25 protein-coding genes are annotated in these 23,391 nt (G+C 39.5%); 13 read left to right on the forward strand and 12 right to left on the reverse strand.

Annotated elements, in window-relative coordinates; translation table 11 throughout:
- Nucleotides 1-126: 126 nt before the first annotated feature.
- The gene (locus tag OCU90_RS09850; RefSeq protein WP_061025465.1) at nt 127-1,602 is read left to right on the forward strand and encodes an aerolysin family beta-barrel pore-forming toxin; all 1,476 of its coding nucleotides are present in this window, start codon (nt 127-129) and stop codon (nt 1,600-1,602) included.
- A 154-nt stretch (nt 1,603-1,756) separates the two neighbouring features.
- On the opposite strand, the gene OCU90_RS09855 is transcribed toward OCU90_RS09850, so the two are convergent.
- Nucleotides 1,757-2,392, reverse strand: a complete 636-nt coding sequence (locus OCU90_RS09855; protein WP_061025463.1) for a LysE family translocator — start codon at nt 2,390-2,392, stop codon at nt 1,757-1,759.
- A gap of 298 nt (nt 2,393-2,690) precedes the next feature.
- Between OCU90_RS09855 and OCU90_RS09860 the strand changes: the two genes are divergently transcribed.
- The 3 genes from OCU90_RS09860 to OCU90_RS09870 all read left to right on the forward strand — a co-directional run bounded on the left by OCU90_RS09860 (nt 2,691) and on the right by OCU90_RS09870 (nt 6,254).
- Nucleotides 2,691-4,223, forward strand: coding sequence for a carboxypeptidase M32 (locus OCU90_RS09860; RefSeq protein WP_061025461.1), 1,533 nt, complete (start codon nt 2,691-2,693; stop codon nt 4,221-4,223).
- 113 nt (nt 4,224-4,336) lie between these two features.
- Nucleotides 4,337-5,581, forward strand: a complete 1,245-nt coding sequence (locus tag OCU90_RS09865) for an AAA family ATPase (RefSeq protein WP_061025459.1) — start codon at nt 4,337-4,339, stop codon at nt 5,579-5,581.
- 4 nt (nt 5,582-5,585) lie between these two features.
- Nucleotides 5,586-6,254, forward strand: coding sequence for an HNH endonuclease family protein (locus OCU90_RS09870; protein WP_061025457.1), 669 nt, complete (start codon nt 5,586-5,588; stop codon nt 6,252-6,254).
- Between the two features lie 77 nt (nt 6,255-6,331).
- Here the strand turns inward: OCU90_RS09870 and OCU90_RS09875 are convergent, their stop codons facing one another.
- Nucleotides 6,332-8,335, reverse strand: coding sequence for an ATP-binding protein (locus OCU90_RS09875; RefSeq protein WP_061025455.1), 2,004 nt, complete (start codon nt 8,333-8,335; stop codon nt 6,332-6,334).
- A gap of 459 nt (nt 8,336-8,794) precedes the next feature.
- On the opposite strand from OCU90_RS09875, the gene OCU90_RS09880 reads away from it, so the two are divergent.
- From OCU90_RS09880 to OCU90_RS09900, 5 genes are read left to right on the forward strand one after another with little or no spacing between them, the layout of a single operon-like run.
- A complete protein-coding gene (locus tag OCU90_RS09880; protein ID WP_061025453.1) occupies nt 8,795-8,986 on the forward strand; it encodes a hypothetical protein in 192 nt (63 codons plus the stop codon).
- A complete protein-coding gene (locus OCU90_RS09885) occupies nt 8,976-9,446 on the forward strand; it encodes a hypothetical protein (protein ID WP_061025451.1) in 471 nt (156 codons plus the stop codon). The genes OCU90_RS09880 and OCU90_RS09885 overlap by 11 nt, the downstream gene beginning before the upstream one ends.
- Before the next feature lie 2 nt (nt 9,447-9,448).
- A complete protein-coding gene (locus tag OCU90_RS09890; RefSeq protein ID WP_061025449.1) occupies nt 9,449-9,817 on the forward strand; it encodes a hypothetical protein in 369 nt (122 codons plus the stop codon).
- 2 nt (nt 9,818-9,819) lie between these two features.
- Nucleotides 9,820-10,431 carry a hypothetical protein gene (locus OCU90_RS09895; RefSeq protein WP_061025447.1) on the forward strand — a complete coding sequence of 204 codons (612 nt, stop codon included), beginning with the start codon at nt 9,820-9,822 and terminating at the stop codon, nt 10,429-10,431.
- Nucleotides 10,415-10,612, forward strand: coding sequence for a hypothetical protein (locus OCU90_RS09900; protein ID WP_061025441.1), 198 nt, complete (start codon nt 10,415-10,417; stop codon nt 10,610-10,612). The genes OCU90_RS09895 and OCU90_RS09900 overlap by 17 nt, the downstream gene beginning before the upstream one ends.
- A gap of 192 nt (nt 10,613-10,804) precedes the next feature.
- Here the strand turns inward: OCU90_RS09900 and OCU90_RS09905 are convergent, their stop codons facing one another.
- On the reverse strand, nt 10,805-11,347 hold the full coding sequence (locus OCU90_RS09905) for a hypothetical protein (RefSeq protein WP_061025439.1): 543 nt from the start codon (nt 11,345-11,347) through the stop codon (nt 10,805-10,807).
- A gap of 697 nt (nt 11,348-12,044) precedes the next feature.
- Nucleotides 12,045-12,515, reverse strand: a complete 471-nt coding sequence (locus tag OCU90_RS09915; RefSeq protein WP_061025437.1) for a hypothetical protein — start codon at nt 12,513-12,515, stop codon at nt 12,045-12,047.
- Between the two features lie 155 nt (nt 12,516-12,670).
- Here OCU90_RS09915 and OCU90_RS09920 point away from each other — a divergent pair, with 155 nt between their 5' ends.
- A complete protein-coding gene (locus OCU90_RS09920; protein WP_061026117.1) occupies nt 12,671-13,696 on the forward strand; it encodes an IS110-like element ISVisp6 family transposase in 1,026 nt (341 codons plus the stop codon).
- 388 nt (nt 13,697-14,084) lie between these two features.
- On the opposite strand, the gene OCU90_RS09930 is transcribed toward OCU90_RS09920, so the two are convergent.
- The gene (locus OCU90_RS09930; RefSeq protein ID WP_061025783.1) at nt 14,085-14,987 is read right to left on the reverse strand and encodes a hypothetical protein; all 903 of its coding nucleotides are present in this window, start codon (nt 14,985-14,987) and stop codon (nt 14,085-14,087) included.
- Between the two features lie 1,793 nt (nt 14,988-16,780).
- Here OCU90_RS09930 and OCU90_RS09935 point away from each other — a divergent pair.
- The gene (locus tag OCU90_RS09935) at nt 16,781-16,942 is read left to right on the forward strand and encodes a hypothetical protein (protein ID WP_155647283.1); all 162 of its coding nucleotides are present in this window, start codon (nt 16,781-16,783) and stop codon (nt 16,940-16,942) included.
- Between the two features lie 157 nt (nt 16,943-17,099).
- Complete coding sequence (locus OCU90_RS09940) at nt 17,100-18,017, forward strand: hypothetical protein (protein WP_061025790.1); 918 nt, start codon at nt 17,100-17,102, stop codon at nt 18,015-18,017.
- 357 nt (nt 18,018-18,374) lie between these two features.
- On the opposite strand, the gene OCU90_RS09945 is transcribed toward OCU90_RS09940, so the two are convergent.
- From OCU90_RS09945 to OCU90_RS09970, 6 genes are all read right to left on the reverse strand, one after another.
- On the reverse strand, nt 18,375-18,806 hold the full coding sequence (locus OCU90_RS09945) for a hypothetical protein (protein WP_061025792.1): 432 nt from the start codon (nt 18,804-18,806) through the stop codon (nt 18,375-18,377).
- Between the two features lie 93 nt (nt 18,807-18,899).
- Nucleotides 18,900-19,436 (reverse strand): recombinase family protein, encoded by a 537-nt coding sequence (locus OCU90_RS09950; RefSeq protein ID WP_061025794.1) that lies wholly within the window; start codon nt 19,434-19,436, stop codon nt 18,900-18,902.
- A 164-nt stretch (nt 19,437-19,600) separates the two neighbouring features.
- Nucleotides 19,601-19,834: a hypothetical protein gene (locus OCU90_RS09955; RefSeq protein WP_061025797.1), complete on the reverse strand. Its 234-nt coding sequence runs from the start codon at nt 19,832-19,834 to the stop codon at nt 19,601-19,603.
- Complete coding sequence (locus OCU90_RS09960) at nt 19,827-20,123, reverse strand: hypothetical protein (RefSeq protein WP_061025799.1); 297 nt, start codon at nt 20,121-20,123, stop codon at nt 19,827-19,829. The genes OCU90_RS09955 and OCU90_RS09960 overlap by 8 nt, the downstream gene beginning before the upstream one ends.
- Nucleotides 20,116-20,418 carry a hypothetical protein gene (locus OCU90_RS09965; RefSeq protein ID WP_061025801.1) on the reverse strand — a complete coding sequence of 101 codons (303 nt, stop codon included), beginning with the start codon at nt 20,416-20,418 and terminating at the stop codon, nt 20,116-20,118. Before OCU90_RS09965 ends, OCU90_RS09960 begins: the two co-directional genes overlap by 8 nt.
- A gap of 106 nt (nt 20,419-20,524) precedes the next feature.
- A complete protein-coding gene (locus OCU90_RS09970) occupies nt 20,525-21,430 on the reverse strand; it encodes a hypothetical protein (RefSeq protein ID WP_061025805.1) in 906 nt (301 codons plus the stop codon).
- A 66-nt stretch (nt 21,431-21,496) separates the two neighbouring features.
- Here OCU90_RS09970 and OCU90_RS09975 point away from each other — a divergent pair, with 66 nt between their 5' ends.
- Complete coding sequence (locus OCU90_RS09975) at nt 21,497-21,727, forward strand: helix-turn-helix domain-containing protein (protein WP_061025806.1); 231 nt, start codon at nt 21,497-21,499, stop codon at nt 21,725-21,727.
- Between the two features lie 54 nt (nt 21,728-21,781).
- Here the strand turns inward: OCU90_RS09975 and OCU90_RS09980 are convergent, their stop codons facing one another.
- Entirely contained in the window at nt 21,782-23,374 is a 1,593-nt protein-coding gene (locus OCU90_RS09980) for a recombinase family protein (RefSeq protein WP_061025808.1), read from the reverse strand.
- Nucleotides 23,375-23,391 lie beyond the last annotated feature (17 nt).

Below are 23,391 nucleotides of genomic sequence, written 5' to 3' on the forward strand. Positions count from 1 at the left end.
GTAAATTAATTCAAGCCTTTTCAGTATCTATCTATTTATCAACATGAAAAAGTGAACTTGTCTTGTTAACTACACGGCACACAAAACATTATCAAAATAGAAAAATTACAAACGAGGGAATTGTTAATGATTAGTATAAACAGAAGTCTCTTAGCAACCGCAGTGTTGTCTGTTCTATCAACCGGTGTAAACGCAAAGGTGTACCCGGACCAAATAGTGTTTGACCAACTTGGTGAAGATGTATGTCGCTCTGGTTATCGTCCTTTAGACCGCTATGAAGCCGAAGAGCAGAAGAGTGCTTTGGTCGCTCGTATGGGCACTTGGCAGATTACTGGGTTAAAAGGAAACTGGGTAATCATGGGGCCGGGTTATCATGGCGAAATTAAACAATCAAATAGCGGGTCGACGTTCTGTTATCCGAACAATGACCAATCTGAAATACCAAATTACTCTGCTAAAGCCGTCACAGAAGGCAGCGAGATAGACGTTGAATATGACTTAGTGAACAACCGCAATGATTTTGTACGCCCTCTTAGCTATCTAGCTCACAACCTAGGTTATGCATGGGTTGGCGGTAACAACAGTCAGTATGTTGGTGAGGACATGACGATTAAGCGCTCGGGTGACTCTTGGGTAATACAAGGCAACAACAGTGGCTCTTGTGATGGTTATCGCTGTAACGAAAAGACTAAAATCACCGTCGACAACTTCACCTACACCGTTAATGACAATAACTTTTGGCACGGCGATGTCGTCGAGTCCGATCGTGAACTGGTTAAAACGGTTTACGCAACCGCGAGAAACAGAAGCGACATCGCGCAACAAGTCGTTGTCGACCTAAAAGTCGATGAGTCTACAAATTGGTCGAAAACGAATAGCTACGGGTTCTCCGAAAGTGTTCAAACAGAGAATACATTCAAATGGCCTTTGGTTGGCGAGACTAAGCTAACGATTAAATTAGAAGCGAATCAGAGCTTCGCTGAAACCAATGGTAACTCCACGAGCGAGCAAGTCACACTTCAAGCTCGTCCTATGGTTCCAGCGAATTCAGAGCTTCCGATTCGAGTTGAGTTGTATCGTTCAACCATTTCTTATCCGTACCGATTCAACGCCGACATCAGTTACGATGTTGAGTTTAACGGCTTCCTACGTTGGGGTGGTAACGCATGGCACAGCCATCCAGACAACCGCCCTTACAAAGTTCACACCTTCACTATGGGCCGCAGCAGCAATGAATCAGCCGATATTCGCTACCAATGGGATCACCGATACATTCCAGGCGAAACGAAATGGTGGGACTGGGGCTGGGCTATCAAAGAAGCCGGTTTATCAAGCATGCAGTACGCGACTGGAGGAAGCTTACGCCCATTCCACTCCTACGTATCCGGTGATTTCAACGCTGAATCTCAATTTGCAGGCACCATTGAGATTGGCCAAGCGACACCAATTACTAACAGTGTTCGAAGCAAAAGAAGCGTTGATTCAGTCAACGAAACCACTGAGCGTATTGGCGATATCGAAGTTACCACCAACTTTAATGCAGATGAGTTGAGTGACTTAGGTTTTGAAGGTGCTGAGATGAACATTAGCGTTGTTGAATAACGCAGTGGCTCACATCTAACACACGATTTACCAGTAACAAAAAAGCCCACGGCAGTGTTTATATACAAACCTGACGTGGGCTTTCTTCTTTTTAATTCAATTGTGTAAAGCCTTTAGGACGACTCTCAATAACCTATACCCAAAACGATTCAAGTTATACTGGCTCTTCCATCAGAAGCTTAACACCCAGCCCCACCAGCACCATGCCCGTCACACCTTCCATCCATTTCATAAAACTCGCGTTCTTGAGCAAGTTTTTAGCGGAGTTAAGTGCCCCAGCCAAGCCGCATTGCCACACCATCGCAATCATAAAGTGGACCGAAGCCATCAACATAGATTGCAATAAAGGCGAACCTTCAGGGTTTACAAATTGAGGTAAAAAGGCCAAATAGAAAACCGCTGTTTTGGGGTTAAGAACGTTAGACAAGAAGCCTTCACGCAAAGAACGTTTTGCACTGTATGCTTGCTGAGCTTGTTCACCAACCTTCAAACCACCACCGTTTTTCATCAACGCTCGTAAACTGCTTAAGCCAAGCCAGATGAGGTAAACTGCACCTACCATCTTAACGGCTTGAAAGAGTTCAGCAGACTGGGCAAGAATTGCAGAAATACCCACAGCAGAGAAAAAGGCGTGTACATAAAGGCCGCTACAAATACCAAAGCTGGTCATTACACCGTCAGGTAAGCCCGAGCGGCTAGTGTTGCGAATCACCAAAGCCGTATCTAAGCCCGGCGTTAGCGTTAAAATAGTGATGGCAATTAGAAATGCCTCAAAGTTCAAAATATCCATATTATTGTCATTGTTGTTCAGCGATCTATCATCAATACCGCTTATCTGAACAATTCGCAAGCAACAATTGCCATCTGCTATACAAGTCACTGATTTTGTGCACAATGGAACAGTTTGATTTGTTAAGAAATAGTAAATTCTAGGCATCGTACTGCCTCATGCTTTTATCGCTATATCTTCAACTCCGAAGGTCAGCGTCATTAAAAAGCAGAGCCATAATCAAAGTACATGAGAGATGAACCTTAAAGCTGACGCTGTCCTAGGGATCATTTAAAGAAACCAAATTAAGAGTAGTCAAATGAGCGCATTCAAAAAACTAGTCGAGCACTCTCAAAAATGTTCACGCTTTCAACACCTAGCCTCTATTTGTGGTTGGGACCAAGCTTCAATGATGCCTGCTGGTGGTAACCAAGCTCGTAGTGAAGCGATGGCCGAGCTTTCGGTTCATATTCACGGGTTGATGACACAACCACAACTTGGTGATTGGATTGCAGACGCTGAAAACGAAGCGCTAAATGGCGAGCAACAATCGTCTCTGCGTGAAATTAAACGCCAATGGCAACAAGCTAACCTACTTCCAGAAAAACTGGTTGAAGCGAAATCTCTAGCGGGTTCAAAATGTGAACATGCATGGCGAAGCCAACGTGGTAACAACGACTGGGTTGGATTCGAAAAGAACTGGCGTGAAGTGGTTGAGCTATCTCGTGAAGAAGCGCAGATCCGCGCCGACGCAGCGAACCTAACGCCTTATGATGCGATGCTGGATATCTATGAACCGGGCACCAGCTCTGCTTCGCTTGATACCTTGTTTGCAGACGTTAAAACTTGGCTACCAAACCTGATTGACGAAGTGATCGAAAAACAGTCGAGCGAGCAATTTAATGCGCCATCTGGGATCTATTCGACCGAGAAACAGAAAGCACTTGGCTTAGAAGTCATGAAGCTACTTCAGTTCGACTTCGAACACGGCCGATTGGATGAAAGTGTTCACCCATTCTGTGGCGGCGTACCTTCAGACGTGCGCATCACAACCCGATACGACGAAGCGGAATTCGTTCAAAGCTTAATGGGTATTGTGCATGAAACAGGACACGCACGTTACGAACAAGGCTTACCAAAGCACCTAGCAGGCCAACCAGCGGGTGAAGCGCGCTCTATGGGCATCCACGAATCTCAATCTTTGTTCTTCGAGATGCAAGTCGGCCGCAGCGACCCATTCATTGGGCACTTAGCAAACTTGGCGGGTCAGCAATTCTCAGGCTCAGAGTTTGAGAAAGATAACTTCCAGAAGATCTACACTCGCGTGAAGAAAGACTTCATCCGTGTTGACGCTGATGAGCTTACCTACCCTGCACACGTTATCTTGCGCTACGAAATTGAACGTGACTTGATCAACGGTAAGATCAAACACACCGATGTGCCAGAACTATGGAATACCAAGATGCAGTCATACCTTGGTTTAAGCACTCAAGGCAACTTCACTAACGGCTGTATGCAAGATATCCACTGGACCGATAGCAAATGCACGGTGAATAACTACAGAGATGGATGCTTACAAGACATTCACTGGACTCAAGGCGCATTCGGTTACTTCCCGAGTTATACACTAGGGGCAATGTATGCGGCTCAGTTCATGACAGCAATGAAGAAGACTGTTGATGTTGATGGGGCTATTCGCTCCGGTGACTTGTCGCCAATCTTTAACTGGCTATCTGAGAAGATCTGGAGTAAAGGCAGTTTACTAACCACTGATGAATTAGTTAAACAAGCGACTGGTGAAACACTGAACGCGAACTACTTTAAAGAGCATTTAAAAAGTCGTTATCTATAAAATAAACACTTGGTGTACCCTATAACTTCATGGGTTGTGTAAATATGGCATTGCTAAAACAGCAACTCTACAACGTCACTATAACCAATAATAATCAACTCTAAGGCAACACAATGTCAGGCTACCTAACTAAAATTAAAACGAAGATTCCATACGCTAACAAAGAAGTAGATATCGACGTTAATGGTAAAACACTGATCTTGACAGGCGGCAACGGCTGCGGTAAGACTCAATTACTGAAACTTATTTATGAAAAGCTGAAAACCTCTGTTGTTGACCGTCAAAACTTCAACTTAACAGACGTAAAAAATAATTTGAGACACCATCAAAATCAACTTAATAGCATAGGACCTGCTCATCAAAGCTATCAGCACTTCTTAAAACAAGTCGAAATATATACTCAACAGATTGAGAACATATCAAACCCGCCAATAGAAGTTCGTAACCTTGAAGAGTTTGTTGTGAACTACCAAGAACTAAAAGCTCTTTTAGTTGAGTTCGAAGCGATGAGGGAATCTAAAATTATTAAGCCGTCGTCTGTATCAAGCATTAATAGTTTGAGAGAACAAGACAAAAAAATCATTCAACAACACCAACTGAATAAAACCAGTACCTCAACATTGTTTGAACAGTTCCTAGTCACTAACAAAGCCAATCAAGCATTTTCCGAATCTGAGAAAATCAACAACAATCCAGAAGAAGCTGCACGAATTGATAAATGGTTTAATAAGATTGAGAGTGATTTAAGGGACCTTTTTGAAGACCAAGATCTTCAATTAGTTTTCCAATCAGAATCGTTTTCGTTCGAGATCCATCAACCACGCAAAGAGCCTTATACATTTCAAACGTTGTCATCTGGCTTTTCATCCATTATGACAGTTTATGCAGATCTTATTACTAAAGTATCTTTGCGTTCAATAGACCCAGAAGAGTTAACGGGTGTGGTATTGATTGATGAAATTGACGCTCACCTTCATGTGTCTCTTCAAAAGAAAATACTATCGTTTCTAACAACTGCATTCCCTAAAGTTCAGTACATCGTAACAACTCATTCACCGTTCGTTGTTTCATCTGTTAATGATGCTGTAATTTATGACCTTTCCAATCTAGAGCAAGTAGAAGACCTGTCGATGTACTCTTACGAAGCAGTACTTGAAGGTTTATTTGGTGTACTTCCAATTTCTAGTTCACTTAAAAAAAGCATCGATGATCTTGCGAAGCTGTTAGAAAAACGTCCGTTTGACCCTGAAAAAGTTCAATCACTTTTAGATAAACTACCACAAGAAGAATCATTGGATTCTGAATCACTTTACTTTGTTAATTCAGCAAAACTAGCAATCAACAAAGCAAAGAGGTAGTAGCATGTTCAATGTAGTTAGAAATGAACCCAGCCCTGCTTCGTTAACTGTTAAACGAAGATACGATTCAGAAGATGTCTGGAGTGCATTAAATAAGGTATTCCACAAGAAATGCTACATCTGCGAAACTAGTGAACCTCTAGAAATTAATGTTGAACACTTCGTGCCACATAGGGGAGATGAAGACTTAAAATTTGATTGGAGTAACTTGTACTTCTCGTGTGGTCGTTGCAACAACATCAAACTTGCTAAGTATGATGACCTTCTCGACTGTTGTGACCCAGAAATAGATGTTGTTCGGGCAGTGAAGCATTTACCACCATCAACTCCACGTGCTAAACACCTTGAAATTGAAGCTCAACATCAAGATGATACAACTAAGCTAACAGCTGAACTCCTAAATAAAGTCTTTAATAGTGATCACACACCCAACAAAGCGGTTACGGGTGCATCCTTAAGAAAGAGCGTGTTTTCTCAATACAATCTATTGTTACAGCAATTGAACGTTTTCTACGACCCAATAGCATTACCCCAAGAAAAAGATATTGCCGTAGAGCGGATAAAGCTACTTCTTAAAGCGACCTCTCCCTACAGTGCATTTATAAGTTGGTGCATTATGGAAGATGAAGAGCTAGCTCCGATGCTTCATGATTTTATTGGTGTAGCTGAATAGATTCAAAATAAAAGAGCTGGCAATAGGTCAGCTCTCTCCATCATTTGACCTCATTATCGCTAGGTTAAGAACGAATCTTAATTTGTTGATATTTTTTTGATCTGCGCCGTGATCATATCGGGGTTAGATTCATCTTTTTCTTCAAATTTTCGGTTTAAAGATTTGATAATATGACCATATCTCAGCTTATAATCACCTATTATCTGACTCCATTCTTTTACCCAAATTCGCATGTTTCCTGTTTTAAGAACTAATCCTGACTTACCATGGATTTTATTACTATCTAACTCAGTTCTAATGCTGAAATTATTTTGCGAATTTTTTGATATTTGGTTTCCAACTAATACAAAATCCCAGTGGTCATTCTCAGTATCAAAATGCTCCTCAGATCTAATAACATTCATGTAGTTTTTTATCTGCTGAAGTTCTTTATCTGTTAATTTCACAGATGGTCTCTTTAGCTCAATTACAGTATTTTTGAAGTAAGAGTCGCCTTGTAAATACATTGGAGACTTTTGAGATGCAAGTATGTCCATTTCTTTATTTTTGTGTTTATGAACGATTGAGTACTTATCAAAATGTTTAGTAGGGAATATTTCATTATCAATATCATCCTCAATTTCAAGATCTTCATCTTTGAATTTCAGATACTTCCTTAAGGCTTTATCAAATTTCTCTTCTTCAGTAGTTAATACATTAAATTCTTCACCAAAAATCCACATATTTGATTCTACTATTTTCTGAATATGGGCGACCTCGTAGGTGTCATTCTTATTCGTTAATAGCTTTTCAAACATATCTAAGACTTCCAGTCTGCCCTCCAACTGCTTAATGGTTTGCACTATGTTGGTCATCGTGACTTTTTCTAAGGTGTTGGACAACATATTCATGTCACTTTCTGACAAAGATATAACACCATTTAAAACTTCAAATAGACTATCAGGGTCATCAGAATTAACTATTCTATCTATTAATTTCACCAAAATAGCTTTTTGCTTTTTATTTGCTAGCTCAGTAAATACTGAAGAGTCTGCTTGATAAATCACTTTAATAGCATCTTTTAATTGTTGACTTTTAAATTTATTCAATGGGTTAATTGAGTTCGAATTAGATATAATTCCATCTCGTTCATACTCTTCAATCAGCTCATCAATAGCACTTCTTTTTAACTCAAGGTATTTTGAATCAAGACTGTTTTTTGCTATTTTTTTTATTTTAGTGAACTTTTCAGAATTCGTATCAACATTATTAGTTAGTAGTCCATCCTGGTTAGCTACAAATTGAGAAAACCACTCTGATTTGACAATGCAAGAACAGCTAAACGAGTTCCTAGATTTATAACTAGCTTTAGCAACTACGTTATTTTTCAAGTCACAAAAATAGATATGTGGTTTTTCAGTAAGTATCTTACTCTCCCAAACTACAACATTAAAATTAACATTTTCACCTAACACATTCTCGTTAAGTTCTGAATCATCAATCATGGATGGAGAGTTTAAGTTATGACTATTTACCTTAATTTTAACATTTGGTTTTAGCTTAGTTATCCAGCAAACATTCGTCTCCAAATAGCTAACAAAAACGTCATTAAATTCATTGAGAGTCAAGTTCAATTCATTGAACGTTACGTTGGTACCTGTCGGATATACAATGGATTCATCGTCAATTGGTTCGATAATAAACTTATCCAGGGAGCCATCTGTAATTTGTATCTGAATCGTTTCATCATTGTTCTTATGTTTACTAATCCATGAGGCTTGACGGCAAAACTTGAAAAAGCTCAACCGACCACGACCATGCTTACCTCTAATCAATGGATCATCGGAGTGTTTTTTAGAAGAGTTTTCGAATTCATCAAACGGAGATATACCTCTATTCACCTCAATGCCAGAACCATTATCAGAAATAGTTATATCTGTTACTTGCTCAAGCTCATGATTAACTCGAACATTAATCTCTACCTCAGTAGCTCCTGAATCCAACGAATTCCAAACATACTCAGCAAACGCTTTCGCTTTATTCGTTTTCTTAAACTTCCCCCTAACACCATTGTTAGAAGCAGATAATTTTTTTTCTGTCATTTTTAAACTCGTCTGATTGAGCAATGTAACTTGTTGTATTTTCGACTATTAAATTAAATTCGTCAAACTTTCATTCAACACTTTTAAACATACACTCCAAATAAATTTTGCAATTAAAACCTACAACGTAAAACTTAACGGCCTTCGTACTAATTTTATAACCTAGACATGAAGCTATACGCAAAAGCCAACCGTAAATTAGAAGAAGATAAAAAAGCTCTGTAACCAGACAGCAGGCGCTCTCTTTGAAATAGCTAAGAACCCATCATAAAAGCAAAGCTCCACCCAGTCCTATTTATAAATGCTAGGGCTTTTTAGTGCTCAAAAACCTGCTCAAAAACTCTTTATAAATACTTGTATATGAGAAATGCATCTTCTCATGCACCCCTGATTCCTACTAGTAAGCCGTGCTAGTGGTGCAAAAGTCGGCAATTCTAAATTTACAAAAGGCAAGACAATATGAGAAAGCACGCAGGTGGTAGACCGGAGCGATTTGATGAGACAGCCAGTATCGAACTGGCTATCTGGTCGTGCTTAGGTATCAAATCAATTAGTTCATTGGCTCGTGAAAACAATTGTTCACGAAACACAGTAAAGAAACACGTTAATCGATTCAAAGAACGTTTAGGAGTACTTGGTTATGCAAATTAACTTGAATCACGTTCAACGTGATAGCTCAAACAAGTGGTTATTGAGTGCTGTTCTCGATGCCATCCAGTATCAAGATCCACCAGCATTTCAAGCTGCTTGTCGAACTGCTGGTGGACTCAATCAATGGCTAGACGATGATGAGTTAGAAACGCTTCTATCTGCTCATGAGAACGAACTTAAACAAGCTCAGCAACAGATGGACTATGCACAGCTCAAAAAGGCTAGAGAAGCTTCTCAAGTACTCTATGCCTACAGCAAAGCAAACGACGAACTTAAATACTCTGTTGGTCGTACGACCATTGACCGTGAACAAATGACTTTTACTAATTCTCAATTCAAGAGCTGGGTTCAACGTCAGTTAGATCGTAATGACATTACGGTGTCACAAAGAGAAGATCTATTAGCCGCCAACTATTGGCTAGCAAAAGCCGAAACAATAATTATTAGAAACGGGATTTGAATATGTATTTCCAAGAAATGAAAAAAGCAGCTTCAGCATTAGATGGTGCTTTTTTTTACAGCGTAGTTAGTCGTCTAGTAACTTTAGAGCTTAAATCACCTAAGGCAACTAAAGCGTACCAGTCAAAATTTGAAAGTACTTTAGAGCTTAAAACAATCAATCAACTATCAAACACTGAACGTCGAATCGGCAGTAAAAACACAATGCAAGACCTTGCCGACGACATCAAGTACTTACTTCATGGGAAGCATTTAGACCAGTTCATGCGAGAAAACGAACACTACTCAAGCATGCCAAAGCCAGAAGTTAAAACTGACAGTCGTGCCTTTCGAGAGTGGCTTAAATCAAACAAATCAAACTTAGCGGTGTAGTAATGAAGACGAAAGATCAGAAAATTGAAGAACTCGAAACTGCTTTAATAGCGGCTAAACTGAAGATTGAACGACTTACAGAAGAGCAAGACTATCAACCACCAATTGTATCGACTCTAGAAGTTGAACCAGTTGAATTAATCTCATTCAGACAACACTGCCGAGCAGTCGAAGAAGAGATCGAAAGCAGTAACTACTTGTCTAGTGGTGTATCAGATGCGTTAAGCGAGTTACGTTGGATGGTGATCAACTGTCAAAAAATCAGTCAAAGTATAGATTATGAAAAGCAACTAATGAGAACTAAAGCGGTGAATGCTTCAGACAAGTATACGGGTCAACTTGCACGTGATATTGCTAAAAAGTCAGTACTTGGTTCGAAAGTCGCTACCCAACTAGCCGTTTTCAACGCTCTGTTTGAGTTGGACCGAATACAAGTAGAAATGGATATCACTGAGTTTGAAGAATATTTATTGAACCATGATGCAACTTCATTGCTTGCTAACTCAAGTGGTAAATTATCAGATTTAGTCGCTTTGAGAAAAGCGAAGATGAATGGCTCGTTTGATCAAATCGAAGAGATAATCGACAAGGTTCTGGATGGCGGAAGTGCTTGATATTGAGCGAGAAGAGCTACTTGGTTTGATACGAATTCATCAAGCTCTTATTGAAGAGCTAGACAACAACGACAATCTAGTATTGAAGTCTGCCGTCACAAGACGCAAGAAGAAAGTAAATGAACTTACGAAAGAAGTTCACGCTATAGAAATGGCGATAAAAACGACAAAAGCGAGCTAGTAGCTCGCTTTTTTAGGTCTAATATGCATTAGCTCATACTCGTTCTGACAGCTTTGCTGATAAATCACGATAAAATCGTACACACCTTCCGTTGGCATCGTGACTCAAAACTGGACAAAACCTTGTCAGCTTAAATGACTTAGTTGCATCAAGATAAGATATGAAAAAGTATCTTGAAACTCTAGTCTCTTGTTATAGTCGCCCTGTCTTATTCGGGCATTGTTCATTACAAAAATCCCGTGCACCCGTAATTATTTCAACAACTGAAGTGCCATCACTACTTGCTATCTTTTGAGGACAAATCCAGTCATAAAAGCCAAGATAATCATTCGCGACAATCTTGGTTAAGCGCTCGTAACCTTCATTTAGCGACAATGGCTTCTTAGACAGTACTTTCCGACCTTGTCGCTCCTCTTTAAATGCATGTCCAACATATATACTACGAAATTTATAGATGTTTCTTATCTCAACCTCCTTCTTGACCCGCTTCAAGTCTTCATACAAAGGCTTTGGCATAGCTTTAAATTCTTTAGAGTATTCTACGAAAATTTCATCGAATTTACATAATGCAATTATGATATGTGACAAACACATTCTATTAATTGCTAAATATGTTGGATTCTCAGGAACAAATTCAGGGAATTGATCAAATTCTTTAAATACAGCAGAAGGAGCAGTCATATCAACCAACAGGTCAGTTAATAACCACGACATTTCTTCGTATCTTCGACTCATAAATTTTCCTTGTAGGCTATAACGCTTTGTTAAGTTGCAGCTAACTGCCACTACACTCAAGCAAAGCACCGTAATCACTAAACTCAAACCGAACCAAAAATGCCATAGGTTAGCTGTCAGCTTGAACAATTTGTTATGTTGGATTGGAGGCTATCGGAGGGTTTATAAAGAGGAGGATTACAACCCTCCTCTTTAAAGGTCACATAAATAGAACAATAATTAAAGCTGATGCTCTAATTATTGCTGCGATATCAATAGCAACCTGTAAGTTCCGAGTTTTCACAGTAAACATAAGTTTCGCCTGATAGTACTCGAGCCGGCTCAAGATGGAATCCTGAGATTTACGTGGCTGGCCACCACGCACATTAGATGATTTGCGATCAATCAAATGCGATTTTTGCTTTCAGTACGAGTAAAAGCATCAGAGTGTCGTACCACCTAAATCAAAGGTACTAGGCACAGCCCCTCCCAAAAACCGATGCACTCCTAGTGTCAGTCAAAGCCCATGCCTTCAGACACCTAACTCGATTATACCTTTACTGCCTCTGTATGCAACTCCATTAGTAAAACATAACGCCCTGTCAAGGTGTGAGCAACGCAATACTGGAGTTCCCGCAAAACACCTTAAACACAAAACGCAACGCATGGCAAAAATGCCAAGCGTTGCGAATCACTCTTAAACAGATTGTTATGTTGCTTATCGTGTTACCTTCGTTTGCCACACTCTAATAGGTTCACCGGTAGAATGATCAACACTATCTAATGTCGAGTCACCAAACAATTTCTGAGCTACAGCTAAAGAGGCTTCGTTAGAAATATCGACACTAGTTTCAATGTAATATTCCTTGAGTTTTTGACCTTTTTTGAACTCTTCTAGAACTTTCTCAATATATGGAACTGTAACGCCCGTACCGCGGAGTTCTTCTAGTGTTCCATAGTAGAGAGAGAAACACGGTAAACCATTTAGCTCTTCTGTACCGTTGAATACAACAGTCTGGAGAACTTTAAGTTTGGCTAGACGAGCGTATGTATAACGGAAATAGCCGAGCGCTCTATCACGGACAAAGTATATGTCATCAGTAAAAGGAACTCGCTTCATGCGGAAGCCTTGTGAAAACGCCAACTCTAATGTTTTGAACCCTGTCATAGGGTTTTGTAATTCATTCATACAACTCACCGATCAAAACGAGAAGCATATCATATAGTTGCACATTAAGCCTTGTTTTATTTGTGGGAATTGAATTGCTACATAACGAATGACATGGATTCCCCCTACCGAGGATCTGCCACACTTATGTGGTACTTAAATGCATCGGAGGCACCATGTCTGATTATTCTTATTTCTGCGGTATCGACCTAGCTAAAAACCACTTTAGTCTTCATGCCGTAGACCAAAATGGTAAGGTCATACTTCATAAGTCGGTAACTCGCTCTAAACTACTGACTACAATAGCAAATATGCCACTCATGCGTATAGGCGTTGAAGCGTGTGGTGGTGCACATTATTGGGCAAGAACACTCAATAAACTCGGGCACGACGCCCGCATTATGGCTGTTAAATACGTAATTCCTTATCGAACTAAGGGAAAGAACGACCTTAATGATGCTGTTGCTATCTGCGAAGCTGTTCAGCGACCATCTACTCGCTTTGTGCCTGTAAAATCCCCCGAGCAACAAGCCATCTTATCGGTACATAGAATGAGAGAGCATTGGGTTCGTGAGCGCACCGCGCTTATGAATCGCATGCGTGCCCTACTTTCTGAGTTCGGGTTAACCATTCCTGTTGGCCGCTCTTCATTAATGAAACAGGTTCCCTTAATGCTGGAAGACGCAGAAAATGAACTACCACACCTCGCGAGAACAGTGATTGCCGATGCTTATCGCCACCTTGGTGAATTGAATCAACGTATCGCCGATACTGAACAAGTCTTCGATTCTTTTGCTAAGGTCAGCACTAATGTTCAACGAGTGATGAAAGTTCGGGGCATTGGACCGCAAACCGCTACTGCGATACTTGCTTCGATAGGTAACGGCTCTCAATTTGATAAAAGCCGTGATTTCTCTGCTTGGCTAGGACTCGTACCAAAACAATATTCGACGGGAGGAAAGCCACGCTTAGGTCGGATAACCAAACATGGCGATAAATACTTACGAACACTATTAGTTCATGGCGCAAGGACCGTAATTGCCAACCTTGGCGACAAGCAAGATAAGTTAAGTCAGTGGTGTCGAGGCGTTCTAGAACGAAGAGGAATGAACCGAGCGATAGTGGCACTTGCCGCGAAGAACGCACGAATTATATGGTCGCTTTTACACAATCAAACAGAATACGAAAACTATGCTGCTTAAGTAAAAAACTAAGCAGCATAAAGAGTTAAACCCACCGGGTCATTGCAGACGCTAATAATGGAGATAGGTTAAGACCACTTGCGGAGAGCCTGTTAATGCGGCGGACACACTAGATGTCATCTAACGAATAAGGCACCGCAGTCGCGCAAGTCATCAGGGCCACGACGTATGCGAATCGTCGATAAGTAGGCCGAATGTAGAGCGGCAGTCCAAAACCCATCAACATAAGTTTAGCGGATGTTTGACAACCGGGGGAATCCATGTAGCCCTGTTAAGGTGTGAGCAACGCAATACTGATGCCTCCGCATACCACCTTAACCACAAAACCTAACGCATAGTAAAAATGCCACGCGTTGCGAATCATTCTTAAACAGTTTGTTAAATTGCTTCAATCAAATTGTTGTGGAAGGTTGATTAAGCCTGTTTGAATAATAACTGTACTAATAGGTAATGCAGATAATTTAAAGTTCAATAGGCGGGGTTCGTTAATTCTGTTTACTTTCGTCGCATTATAACTCGAGTCATCAAGCAACAGATCCCAGCAAACTTTACACCATTCCGAGTATTTGGGGTGTTTTGTATCATAAAACTGTTGCCCAGTATCACCAGATAAAAAATCTAATAAAGCCTTTGACAATGGGTTATCTATTTTCAGAGAACCACTCGCTTGGGCGATATTGAAAGAAGTATTATTTTTGAAGCCATTAATTTGATGCGTGCCATACTGCTTTAAGTTTCCGTGAAGCAATAGGTATTGTGCACCATCAAACGCCTTTTTAGGTGTAACATCCCGACCCACGATTTTCTGAGGTCTTGCATAATCAAATTTCGGCCATTTTTCATATAAGTGCAACTGGTGCTGATCACCTTTACCAACATTAGTCGTGTCACCTTTTGCGCTCGATACCTTTGCCTGTAACAACAAAGAGTTCATGTAAACAGAGAGATTGTTATCATAATGCATATGCACTACAAACAAATCACCTAATTCAGGGTTCTTTGGAGCGCCGTTCCAAGTAACTATCGGACGTTGATGACAAAAATGCCCTTGAATTTGAGCCGTAACCCCTGTTTGGTTCAAGTAAAAATTTAATACACGCTGTATTTCAGGTAGCGAATATTGAAACAAGCTTGAGACAATCGCTGGCTCATCGAGCTTCTGATAGCTCTTTACTGAGCCATACAGCGTTGAACGGTGCCCTAGCCCAACTCCGTCTATAAGAGCAAATTCAATATCTGGTTGAATAGCTATCCTAGTGTTCTGTAGATTTGATTTTATTGGGCTAGACATTTTTACTCCTATCTAGAAATTTTAGGGCAATTTAACGCCCAATTAAGTAGCTGACAACGCTACCAAGAAACTCAAATTTACCACCTAAATCACTGAAGCTAAGCCGAGTTGAAAATGACAAGCGTTGACAGTCTGCTTAAATTGCTTGTTATGTATCGGTGGTTTTAGCAAAGTGGTTGCTTAATATTGACAGAACCCTAAGAACCGATGCAAAAAGTAACAATTGGCTTGGGTAAGCTAAAATGAACCCAACTTGTTTTATACTCTCGATATGAGAAAGCCAGTAAATAACCCACCCCGCTGATACAAAAATAGACAAGTAAAATGAAGTTTTACTGACTTTTTCAAACTTTACGGAAGGCTCTTTTTCTGATGAAAAAACAAGATAAGATGCAACTACTATCAGTAACATGCTTAATACAGAACTCAACTCAATAAACATAGATAAATGCATTCTTTAGTACTCATATATAGGCGAACTTAAAGAACGACACTAAACGATAATTCAGACATAGAGCAATAAGAAACCAAAGCTATATGTAAGGATTATTTACATAAAATCAATAATTTGTATACTTCCGATAGATACATAACAGCTATATTAGACAGAATAATTCTGTACTTAAATATAGAATTATTCTGTTTAGTATCTTAATTACGTAAACGATACATCTTTTTTACTATAACTAACAATGATTTAAGATCTACATTTCTGTGCCTACATAACTAAACACAGACTTTTTCTGTATAACATGAATTGATATGCCAAACAAATATGTCACAGCCTGCTGTACGAATAAGTGTTGGCAATTTGCCAACAAGCTGTAGCCAAAATAGTTCTTATGATAGCTTCATGCGCTCTCAACACACTTTGGGGGCATAAATGAGGTAGGAGTAATCTGTCAGATCAGATTAAACCTTGAATTGAAAAGTAACAGAGTGTGTCCTGACTAATCCATCGAATACCCTCGTATTACCTTTCTGAACTCAATCGGATCCGAGGCCAGATCAAGTAGTTCTTCATCACTCCAATTTCTGATTACAGACATAAGCTTTTCGAAATAATCAAAGTCTCGATCAGTTAAACCACTAACTCTCTTTCTATCTGTTTCTAGTATTTTAGCCCAGAGTTTGTTGATTAATAGTTCTCGGTCTATTTGTTGGTCGGAAAGATACGTTTCTGGATCGACGTTTTGACTTGATAATAAGCTTGGACAAAGCATTGAAGACACCTCTTGTTAGTTTGATGTATTTATGACTTTTCTATATCAAAAAAAGCAGCCTTTACGGCTGTCAATTAAACTAACAAGAGATGTTATGATTTTAGATAATCATATTTATACAGTTCTACACCATTCAATGACTCTAAAATCGTTTCTAAGCGGTTTAAAAGAACATGCCAGCAAAACATAATACTAGCCAGTTAAAACCATCTTAGAAGCGCATTTAAGAGGAATAGCTTGCGCTATACAAGTCAAATACAACCTAGTAGACAATCAAAAACTAAACTGTCCGGTGGCACGAAGTGCAGTCGAAAGACGGTGACTCACGAAGTGAGTCTCTTAGTCATCTAGTAGAAGCAACGTCAAGACCATCTACTTGTACAAGCGAAGCGATAAAAAACTCGCCTTACAGAAACCGGAGGATTTCTTCTAGCGTTCTACCTTTCTAGCATTCTATCTTTCTAGTATTCAGACATTCGATTATTCGTTTTTTAAATAATTGAAGAAAAACCCTCAATCCCGATTTCTACTCTTATAAATAAAAGTGAGAAATAAAAATAGAGAAGAATTATGAAAACAAGACGCAATAGAAAGCCAAGACGTTCACTTGAAGAGCAACGACGCATTTATGACGAGTTCATGGACGGTGCGACATACCATTCCCTTGTTAACAAGTACATGATCAGTTCAACGACGATCAGCAAGATAATCAAACACTTTGAGGAATCGTAATGAGCAGATATCTAAACGAAACAAACAATACTCGGCAAGTAAGAATAAAACTTAGAAAAGATCTACTTGATGAATTTGACATCATTTCAAATGATTCATTAAACACAACACTTAATCAATTACTACAAGCTCATATAGCGGCTCACAAGGAAAAACAATGCAGACACAAATACTAACTTCTGGCGTTAATGAATTCACAGCTCCATCAACTTCTAACTTTCACAGTGGCAGCTTTACTAACTTAGTTCACACAATCACTCATAACACCAGTGAAGAAAAGATTGATAAGTTTGGCGAGTACGTGTGTGAGATAGACTTTTCGCATCAAGACGTTTCAAAGAAGGTTAAAGACAAAAACAACATCGAACGCACATTAATTGGTGGCATTGACACTCGCCTACGTTCAATCATCAACTTTCAACCAAAAGTAGCTGGTTTGAACCTAATGTACGATGCGTTAAGAAATAAAAAGAAAGACACTTCATTTCTAATCTCAGCCAAGAATCAATTCAAGAAAAGACTAGATGAAATAAAAGAGGAAATGGGACTACGTTCTCGTCCTGTGTGTTTTACTGGTGGCATAAAACATAAAACTTCGGGTGGTCAATATCTTGAAAAAGCTGTTGCTATGGTAGTCGAGTTGGACAATGAAATGTTGTTCATTGCCAAGATTGGTGAATATGAATATGAGTTCAAATTTACAACTGAGGCTAATTCAAAAAGTGGGTTAATGAAAGCACATAAAACAGTTTACCCACAAGCAAGTTCAGAACAATGTTTTGACGGTGACAACTGGGAAGACGATGAAGAAAGCACTAAGATACCGAATCGAGTATCTGTTGAATCAAACCTAGAAGTAGCCTTTCAAGTACGTCAACCCGTTGAAACAAAGTTAGTTATTCTATCTGAAATTAAACAAGGTAATGATAAATGCATCACTGTAGCTCAATTGCCAGATGATCTTAAGACAGTTCTTGCTTCATTAGACGATGAATTTGAACAAATGATGATAGAAGAAGATGCTCGAAAACAACGATTTAATATAAACAGAAACTCATATGCAGGAGCAATTTAATGATTGCAAAGTACAACAAACTTAAAGAACCAAGTTGATGGAGAGACAGAACATGCCGTTCTCAATTACGCCATTTATTTCCCCAAGTGGCGTGGGTTCAATCTGGCTTCGATTAGTACACATAATGGCATTCCTTTACGATAAAGGAATACGTACTGTACCTTGTAAGTTCACTTTAGACGAAGTCACTCTAAACTATCCTAATATGTTCAATGACGATAACTTTCAGCCGAATCATCACTGAGCAAGCGCAACATGAACGTAACTCTTGTGTCAAAAGCAGCTTTGCTGCGGCAACGCCTTAAGTGATTTATTATGCACACTCTTCAGTGTGCACGTTTTTGTGTATAGATTCAGCTACCAGTTACAATTCTCAATACTCTCTGAACAATACTTGTTTTTTAGCTTACCGCGAGTGATAACTGTTTCAATGTCATATTTAAAACTATCGAAGTTGCATTCTTCGCTTTTAGAACTCTTGACGTAGTCTCTCATTTCTTTTGAACTAGAATACGCACTCAAAAGAGTATTATGATAACTTTCTAAAGCAACTTCACTGTCATCAAAGTAGCTGAACCACTTCACGTAGTTTTCTAGAATATCGTCAGCATGCATTTGTGTGAACCAATATATTTTAGAGTTGTAGTCTAAGCCGACGTCATTACAGTTATGTGTTTTCCAAGATTTATACTTCTTTTTTTGTCTTGGATCTGAAGCTAATCGCTTAACATGACGTCGTTTCAAAGCGTTTAGATTTCGCGCTAGCTTTAAAGCTATTTTATCAAACATTATCAGTGTCTCCCTTTGTGTGAGAGTACTTTAATCCGAAAAAAACTCGTTCTAAACACTAATTTCTATTTAATTGTTAATACAACAAGTCATTTATTTTGCTCTTTGTACTGTTGATACGCCAACGCCTAGTCTCTTAGCTGTTTTGCGAATCGATAGCCCACTAGAAAGGCAATCAAGTATTGCTTGCTGATCTACTGTCGCAGCGCGCCCCTTGTACTTCCCTGCTGCTTTAGCTTTCGCTATCCCCTCAGCTTGTCTTTCAAGCAGCATTTGACGCTCAAACTGATATACAGATCCTAGCAAGTTAAGCAACAACTCATTCATTGGGTTACTTTTGTCGGCACTAAAGATCATGTTCTCTTTGATAAATTGAACTGCAACCGATTTAGAGTTAAAGAACTCGACCAATGCAAGCAAGTCTTTCATATCACGAGCAAGGCGAGATATGTCATGAACAACCAAAGTGTCGCCTTCGCGGACATACTCTTTCAATCTACGAAGTTCTTCTCTGTCCGTTGTCGAACCACTGCATTTTTCAACAAACACTTTATCAATTTCAATACCATCAAGCTGTCTAACCGTGTTCTGCTGCACTGTAGAAACTCGAATGTAACCAACTATGCTCATATACCACCTTCTGTATTCATTTAACTCTAGATGAGACTACAATAGGCTGTGTTCATAGCAGATAGCAACCTAATTGAATACAGTTAGCGTATTCATTCAAATGTGTTCTTAAACAGTAGTCAAATGAATACAAAAAAGCCCCCGTATCTCTACGAGGGCTTTCTTTAATCGATAAGTAGCTTTTCAAGTGACTCTATTCGCTCACCGTTTTGTATACTTGTTTGTTTAATTGACTCAATATCTTTCAAGAAAACATCCGTTCTTTCAATCATCAATCCTTGCTGTACAACCAAAGTATCTAAAGTCGAGTTTAACTCACCGTAGTTGCTTGAGAATGATATGTTTGAAATTGCTAACGGCATTAGCATGATAATAAGTCCTGATAATAGCTTATTCATTCGTGCCGCCTAGTTGTTCCAACTCATCCCTACGCTTTTTTTGACTTCTAGACTGCTCAAGCAAAGCTTCTTCTTGTGAAGCAAGACGAGTTTGTTCATGTTGCCTCATGTTTTCTCGAATCTCATTGATTCGTTTATCTGCCTCTTCTTGATATTCTCGGTCTTTAAGCAATTCTCGTTGATGCTCGTCTAAAGAACCAACTTCACGAAGAAGATCAAGATGTGTCAATTCACAATAAGCCGAGTCCGAGCCCGAGCCTTGTTGCACTTTCTTAACTGGCTTAAGCATTATGTGACTCCATGATTCGTTCAAGTTCGTTCCTTGATAATGTCTTCAAGTAAGCAGCCGATACAAGGTCTTCTTCATCGAGTCTCTGTTTTAACAGTCTGTCTTTTTGCTTAAGATGGTATTGAACTAACATCAACAACACTTGTCTCTGTGTTATCGCACCGTAATCACCGTTTAACGCATTCTTTGTTAGTTCTTCATCGTCGAGTGTTGAATCGATGACTAGTTTCTTTGCCGATGTTCTTCTAGACTTTCGACCAGCTTCAGAAGCTGATTGTGAATTGAATAATGTCATTGTTCCGTTATCCCGTTATTTCTATTGTTATTTTCTTTTATTTATGGAGTTAACAGATACAAAAAAGGAGCTATCAGCTCCTTTCAACGTTGTTCAATTAGGTTTTTTATTTGTTCGTTTCTGAGTCAACGACATTACGAAGACTAGCGCACGCGTCAGAAAAACTCAGATAATCATTGTCCCATACACTTCTAACCATAGTAAAAGCTGATTGTCGACGTTGTTGATAAAAGGATTCATCCCAATAATGTTTTCCATCAACTTTCGAATATATGTCATTTCTGGCATACGACTTCCAATCATTGATTACTTTTTTTGCTCGTCGATCTGTTGGTAGAAAGTACGTGCCTTTTTCCATACACACTTCAATGCCAACGATAGCAAAAGCCATATCGCTTAATTCATTTTTATGCCAGTTCGCTAGTTGATCTTGTTTCTCTTTCTCAATAGCTGCCTTCTTAGATGCCTCTTCCGCTTGCTGCTTTAATTTGCCTTGTTCACGTGTCAATTCAATCAACTTCGGTAAAACTGTATCGGAAAACGTTTTCGTTAGTCTAGTTTTAGGCACAAACACATGATACGTTTCCAAATACGGACGACACTCTGAAACATCTAGTTCATCACTACTTACATAGCCAAGTATTCTAGTTTTCCCTTGCCCATACTGTACAAATGATTCGGCTTTAGCTATATGAAGTGTACCTGTCTTCCCTTTAGTCTTTGAGTCAAACAAGCCACATGTTAAAGTGTCGTCAAGTGATACTTCAAACAGTATTGGCTCATCAATCTCGACTGATATCCATCTCCGTCCCCATTCAATGTTCTTAGACTCGGGAAGCAACTCAGTTACCTCCGTTTTAGTAACAGCATTCAATTTTTCTACTGCCTGATTTTGCTCACTTGTTGTTTGACAGCCAGCCAATACGGCCATTGATAATACGCCAAGTACACTTACTGATTTGTTTATGTTTTTACTCATAGCATCCTCAAATAAAATCACACCAGCACCCATATGGGTGCAACCTGCTTTTATCTTATATGCAATCCTATTTGCACCTATAATGGTGCAGATAAAAGCATGAACGAAGTCACAAAACGTAAGAACATTACTGGCTGTAGAATCAAAGAGATAAGATTAAGTAAAGGTTGGGCTCAGGCTGACGTAGAGCGTGAGTGCAGTTTGCTTGGTATTGATATAACTCGCAGCAAACTTGCCAAGATAGAAAGCGGAATGGTTCGTGTCACTGACGAGATGATCAGGGATTTGTGTGTCGTGCTAGGCGCCGATGCTAATTCGTTATTTGAGTAGCCCTATTAAAACTAAAAAGGGAAGATGTTTACTTCCCCTTTAACACTACACTCATCATTCTGTAAGTAACGGCTGTAGTCTTCGATTAACTGCCATATCATTGTCGACAAATCGTACAGCACCGCCCTTTCCGACTTTAAACTCAAACTGCTCATCAGTAACAAATGTCATCGTAATTAATGGCTCAGATTTTAAATCATGCCCCCGTAACTGAATCACAATGCTCTTACAAACGCTGTTAATTAGAGTTCTACACTTCAACCTAGCTTCTTTATTATCAGCTCGTGCTTTGTCAGCTAATTCGATAAGTTTTTCTACCCATTTTTGAACGTCACTTTGATTAACATCTGGCTTTTGTGAGTCACGTTCTTTAATCAGCTTCTGTTTTTCTGAGTTCAGTCTATCGTGAGAGTCTTTAAACAAGTGCCAAGGCGCACCTGCTGTAACCTGCTCGACAATATGTTTAACTTTGTTTTCTACTTCTTCGATTAAAGCAGAGTAGTTAACATTGTTAACTGTAGGCACTAAAGACTGAGGCTCAACTCCGATACAAGCAGCAAACAATACTGCATTCTCTATTGGTTCTAGAAACACAGACGAACAACAAGAGCTTGTTTCTTTGTGTGTTAAACAATGTAATCGTGTAACAGTTTTACTGTATTCGCCAGAACGCTTGTATTGCTTTTGTGTCTGAGCACCTAGACCACCTCCGCAATAGCCGCAAGTCGTAAACCCTTTGCCATGACCAGTAATCAAATGAACAGTTTCACCACGCCCATGCATGGACTTACTTCGTTTAGTTCGATGCTGTTGTAGTGCTAACCACTTTGATTTTGTAATCAACGCGGGATAGAAATCTTCAAGATCGTAGTCAACACCTTGAACGTTGATTCTCTTCATTCCATATAGAGCATGAGACTTAACGATATTTGCAACTGTTGTCTGTCCCCAAGCATTACGCTTGCCTGATAGTGTCGGTATGCTTTCTTCTGTCAGTTGTCTAGCTATCTTTAGAGAGCCAAAACCCTGATTGTATAGACCAAGAATTTGACGAATCACTTCTATACGTTCATTAAACGAGTACGTACCATCATCTTTGTTAAAATCAAGCCAACTAGGATCAGCGCCTAGTCGCCGAACCTTCCCATTTGTTTGATATTGATTTAACGCACTCTTTAAGAAAGCATTCGAGCGACGCTGTTTAGTTTCAGACTCTTCGTTTGCCCGAATCATCACAACTAAAGACATGATTAGCTTAAAAGGGTTTTGTTGAATCTCTTCCCGAGAATAGACTTGATTATCTGCGGCAGTTACAACAGTAATACCAGACAGAATCAAGTCACTTAATGCTGATTGAGCTATTAACGGATCTTCTCGACTAAGACGATCTAGTGATTCAACGACTAATACAGAGCCAGATTTAACCTTGCCTGCTGTTACCGCTGCTAAAAATTGCCCGAAAGCACCTTTTGTTTTATGCACACCATGAAACGCACTGAGCCCCTTATCCATCATGGTTAAGCTTTTATCTAGCTCAAATCCATGCTCAAGCGCGTATTGTTCAGCAAAATGTGACTGACGTTCGATTGATGTGCCCTTAGCCTGTTCTGGGCGGCTAAATCGCATATAACTGTATACTTTTCTCATAGTTACACCATACTACA

Source organism: Vibrio splendidus, from assembly GCF_024347615.1.
GTDB classification, from domain to species: Bacteria; Pseudomonadota; Gammaproteobacteria; order Enterobacterales; family Vibrionaceae; genus Vibrio; species Vibrio splendidus.

Bases quoted from the DNA above. Each gene is read 5' to 3' on its own strand.
- OCU90_RS09850 (WP_061025465.1), top strand. From the start codon at position 127: ATGATTAGTATAAACAGAAGTCTCTTAGCAACCGCAGTGTTGTCTGTT.
- OCU90_RS09855 (WP_061025463.1), bottom strand. From the start codon at position 2,392: ATGGATATTTTGAACTTTGAGGCATTTCTAATTGCCATCACTATTTTA.
- OCU90_RS09860 (WP_061025461.1), top strand. From the start codon at position 2,691: ATGAGCGCATTCAAAAAACTAGTCGAGCACTCTCAAAAATGTTCACGC.
- OCU90_RS09865 (WP_061025459.1), top strand. From the start codon at position 4,337: ATGTCAGGCTACCTAACTAAAATTAAAACGAAGATTCCATACGCTAAC.
- OCU90_RS09870 (WP_061025457.1), top strand. From the start codon at position 5,586: ATGTTCAATGTAGTTAGAAATGAACCCAGCCCTGCTTCGTTAACTGTT.
- OCU90_RS09875 (WP_061025455.1), bottom strand. From the start codon at position 8,335: ATGACAGAAAAAAAATTATCTGCTTCTAACAATGGTGTTAGGGGGAAG.
- OCU90_RS09880 (WP_061025453.1), top strand. From the start codon at position 8,795: ATGAGAAAGCACGCAGGTGGTAGACCGGAGCGATTTGATGAGACAGCC.
- OCU90_RS09885 (WP_061025451.1), top strand. From the start codon at position 8,976: ATGCAAATTAACTTGAATCACGTTCAACGTGATAGCTCAAACAAGTGG.
- OCU90_RS09890 (WP_061025449.1), top strand. From the start codon at position 9,449: ATGTATTTCCAAGAAATGAAAAAAGCAGCTTCAGCATTAGATGGTGCT.
- OCU90_RS09895 (WP_061025447.1), top strand. From the start codon at position 9,820: ATGAAGACGAAAGATCAGAAAATTGAAGAACTCGAAACTGCTTTAATA.
- OCU90_RS09900 (WP_061025441.1), top strand. From the start codon at position 10,415: ATGGCGGAAGTGCTTGATATTGAGCGAGAAGAGCTACTTGGTTTGATA.
- OCU90_RS09905 (WP_061025439.1), bottom strand. From the start codon at position 11,347: ATGAGTCGAAGATACGAAGAAATGTCGTGGTTATTAACTGACCTGTTG.
- OCU90_RS09915 (WP_061025437.1), bottom strand. From the start codon at position 12,515: ATGAATGAATTACAAAACCCTATGACAGGGTTCAAAACATTAGAGTTG.
- OCU90_RS09920 (WP_061026117.1), top strand. From the start codon at position 12,671: ATGTCTGATTATTCTTATTTCTGCGGTATCGACCTAGCTAAAAACCAC.
- OCU90_RS09930 (WP_061025783.1), bottom strand. From the start codon at position 14,987: ATGTCTAGCCCAATAAAATCAAATCTACAGAACACTAGGATAGCTATT.
- OCU90_RS09935 (WP_155647283.1), top strand. From the start codon at position 16,781: ATGAAAACAAGACGCAATAGAAAGCCAAGACGTTCACTTGAAGAGCAA.
- OCU90_RS09940 (WP_061025790.1), top strand. From the start codon at position 17,100: ATGCAGACACAAATACTAACTTCTGGCGTTAATGAATTCACAGCTCCA.
- OCU90_RS09945 (WP_061025792.1), bottom strand. From the start codon at position 18,806: ATGTTTGATAAAATAGCTTTAAAGCTAGCGCGAAATCTAAACGCTTTG.
- OCU90_RS09950 (WP_061025794.1), bottom strand. From the start codon at position 19,436: ATGAGCATAGTTGGTTACATTCGAGTTTCTACAGTGCAGCAGAACACG.
- OCU90_RS09955 (WP_061025797.1), bottom strand. From the start codon at position 19,834: ATGAATAAGCTATTATCAGGACTTATTATCATGCTAATGCCGTTAGCA.
- OCU90_RS09960 (WP_061025799.1), bottom strand. From the start codon at position 20,123: ATGCTTAAGCCAGTTAAGAAAGTGCAACAAGGCTCGGGCTCGGACTCG.
- OCU90_RS09965 (WP_061025801.1), bottom strand. From the start codon at position 20,418: ATGACATTATTCAATTCACAATCAGCTTCTGAAGCTGGTCGAAAGTCT.
- OCU90_RS09970 (WP_061025805.1), bottom strand. From the start codon at position 21,430: ATGGGTGCTGGTGTGATTTTATTTGAGGATGCTATGAGTAAAAACATA.
- OCU90_RS09975 (WP_061025806.1), top strand. From the start codon at position 21,497: ATGAACGAAGTCACAAAACGTAAGAACATTACTGGCTGTAGAATCAAA.
- OCU90_RS09980 (WP_061025808.1), bottom strand. From the start codon at position 23,374: ATGAGAAAAGTATACAGTTATATGCGATTTAGCCGCCCAGAACAGGCT.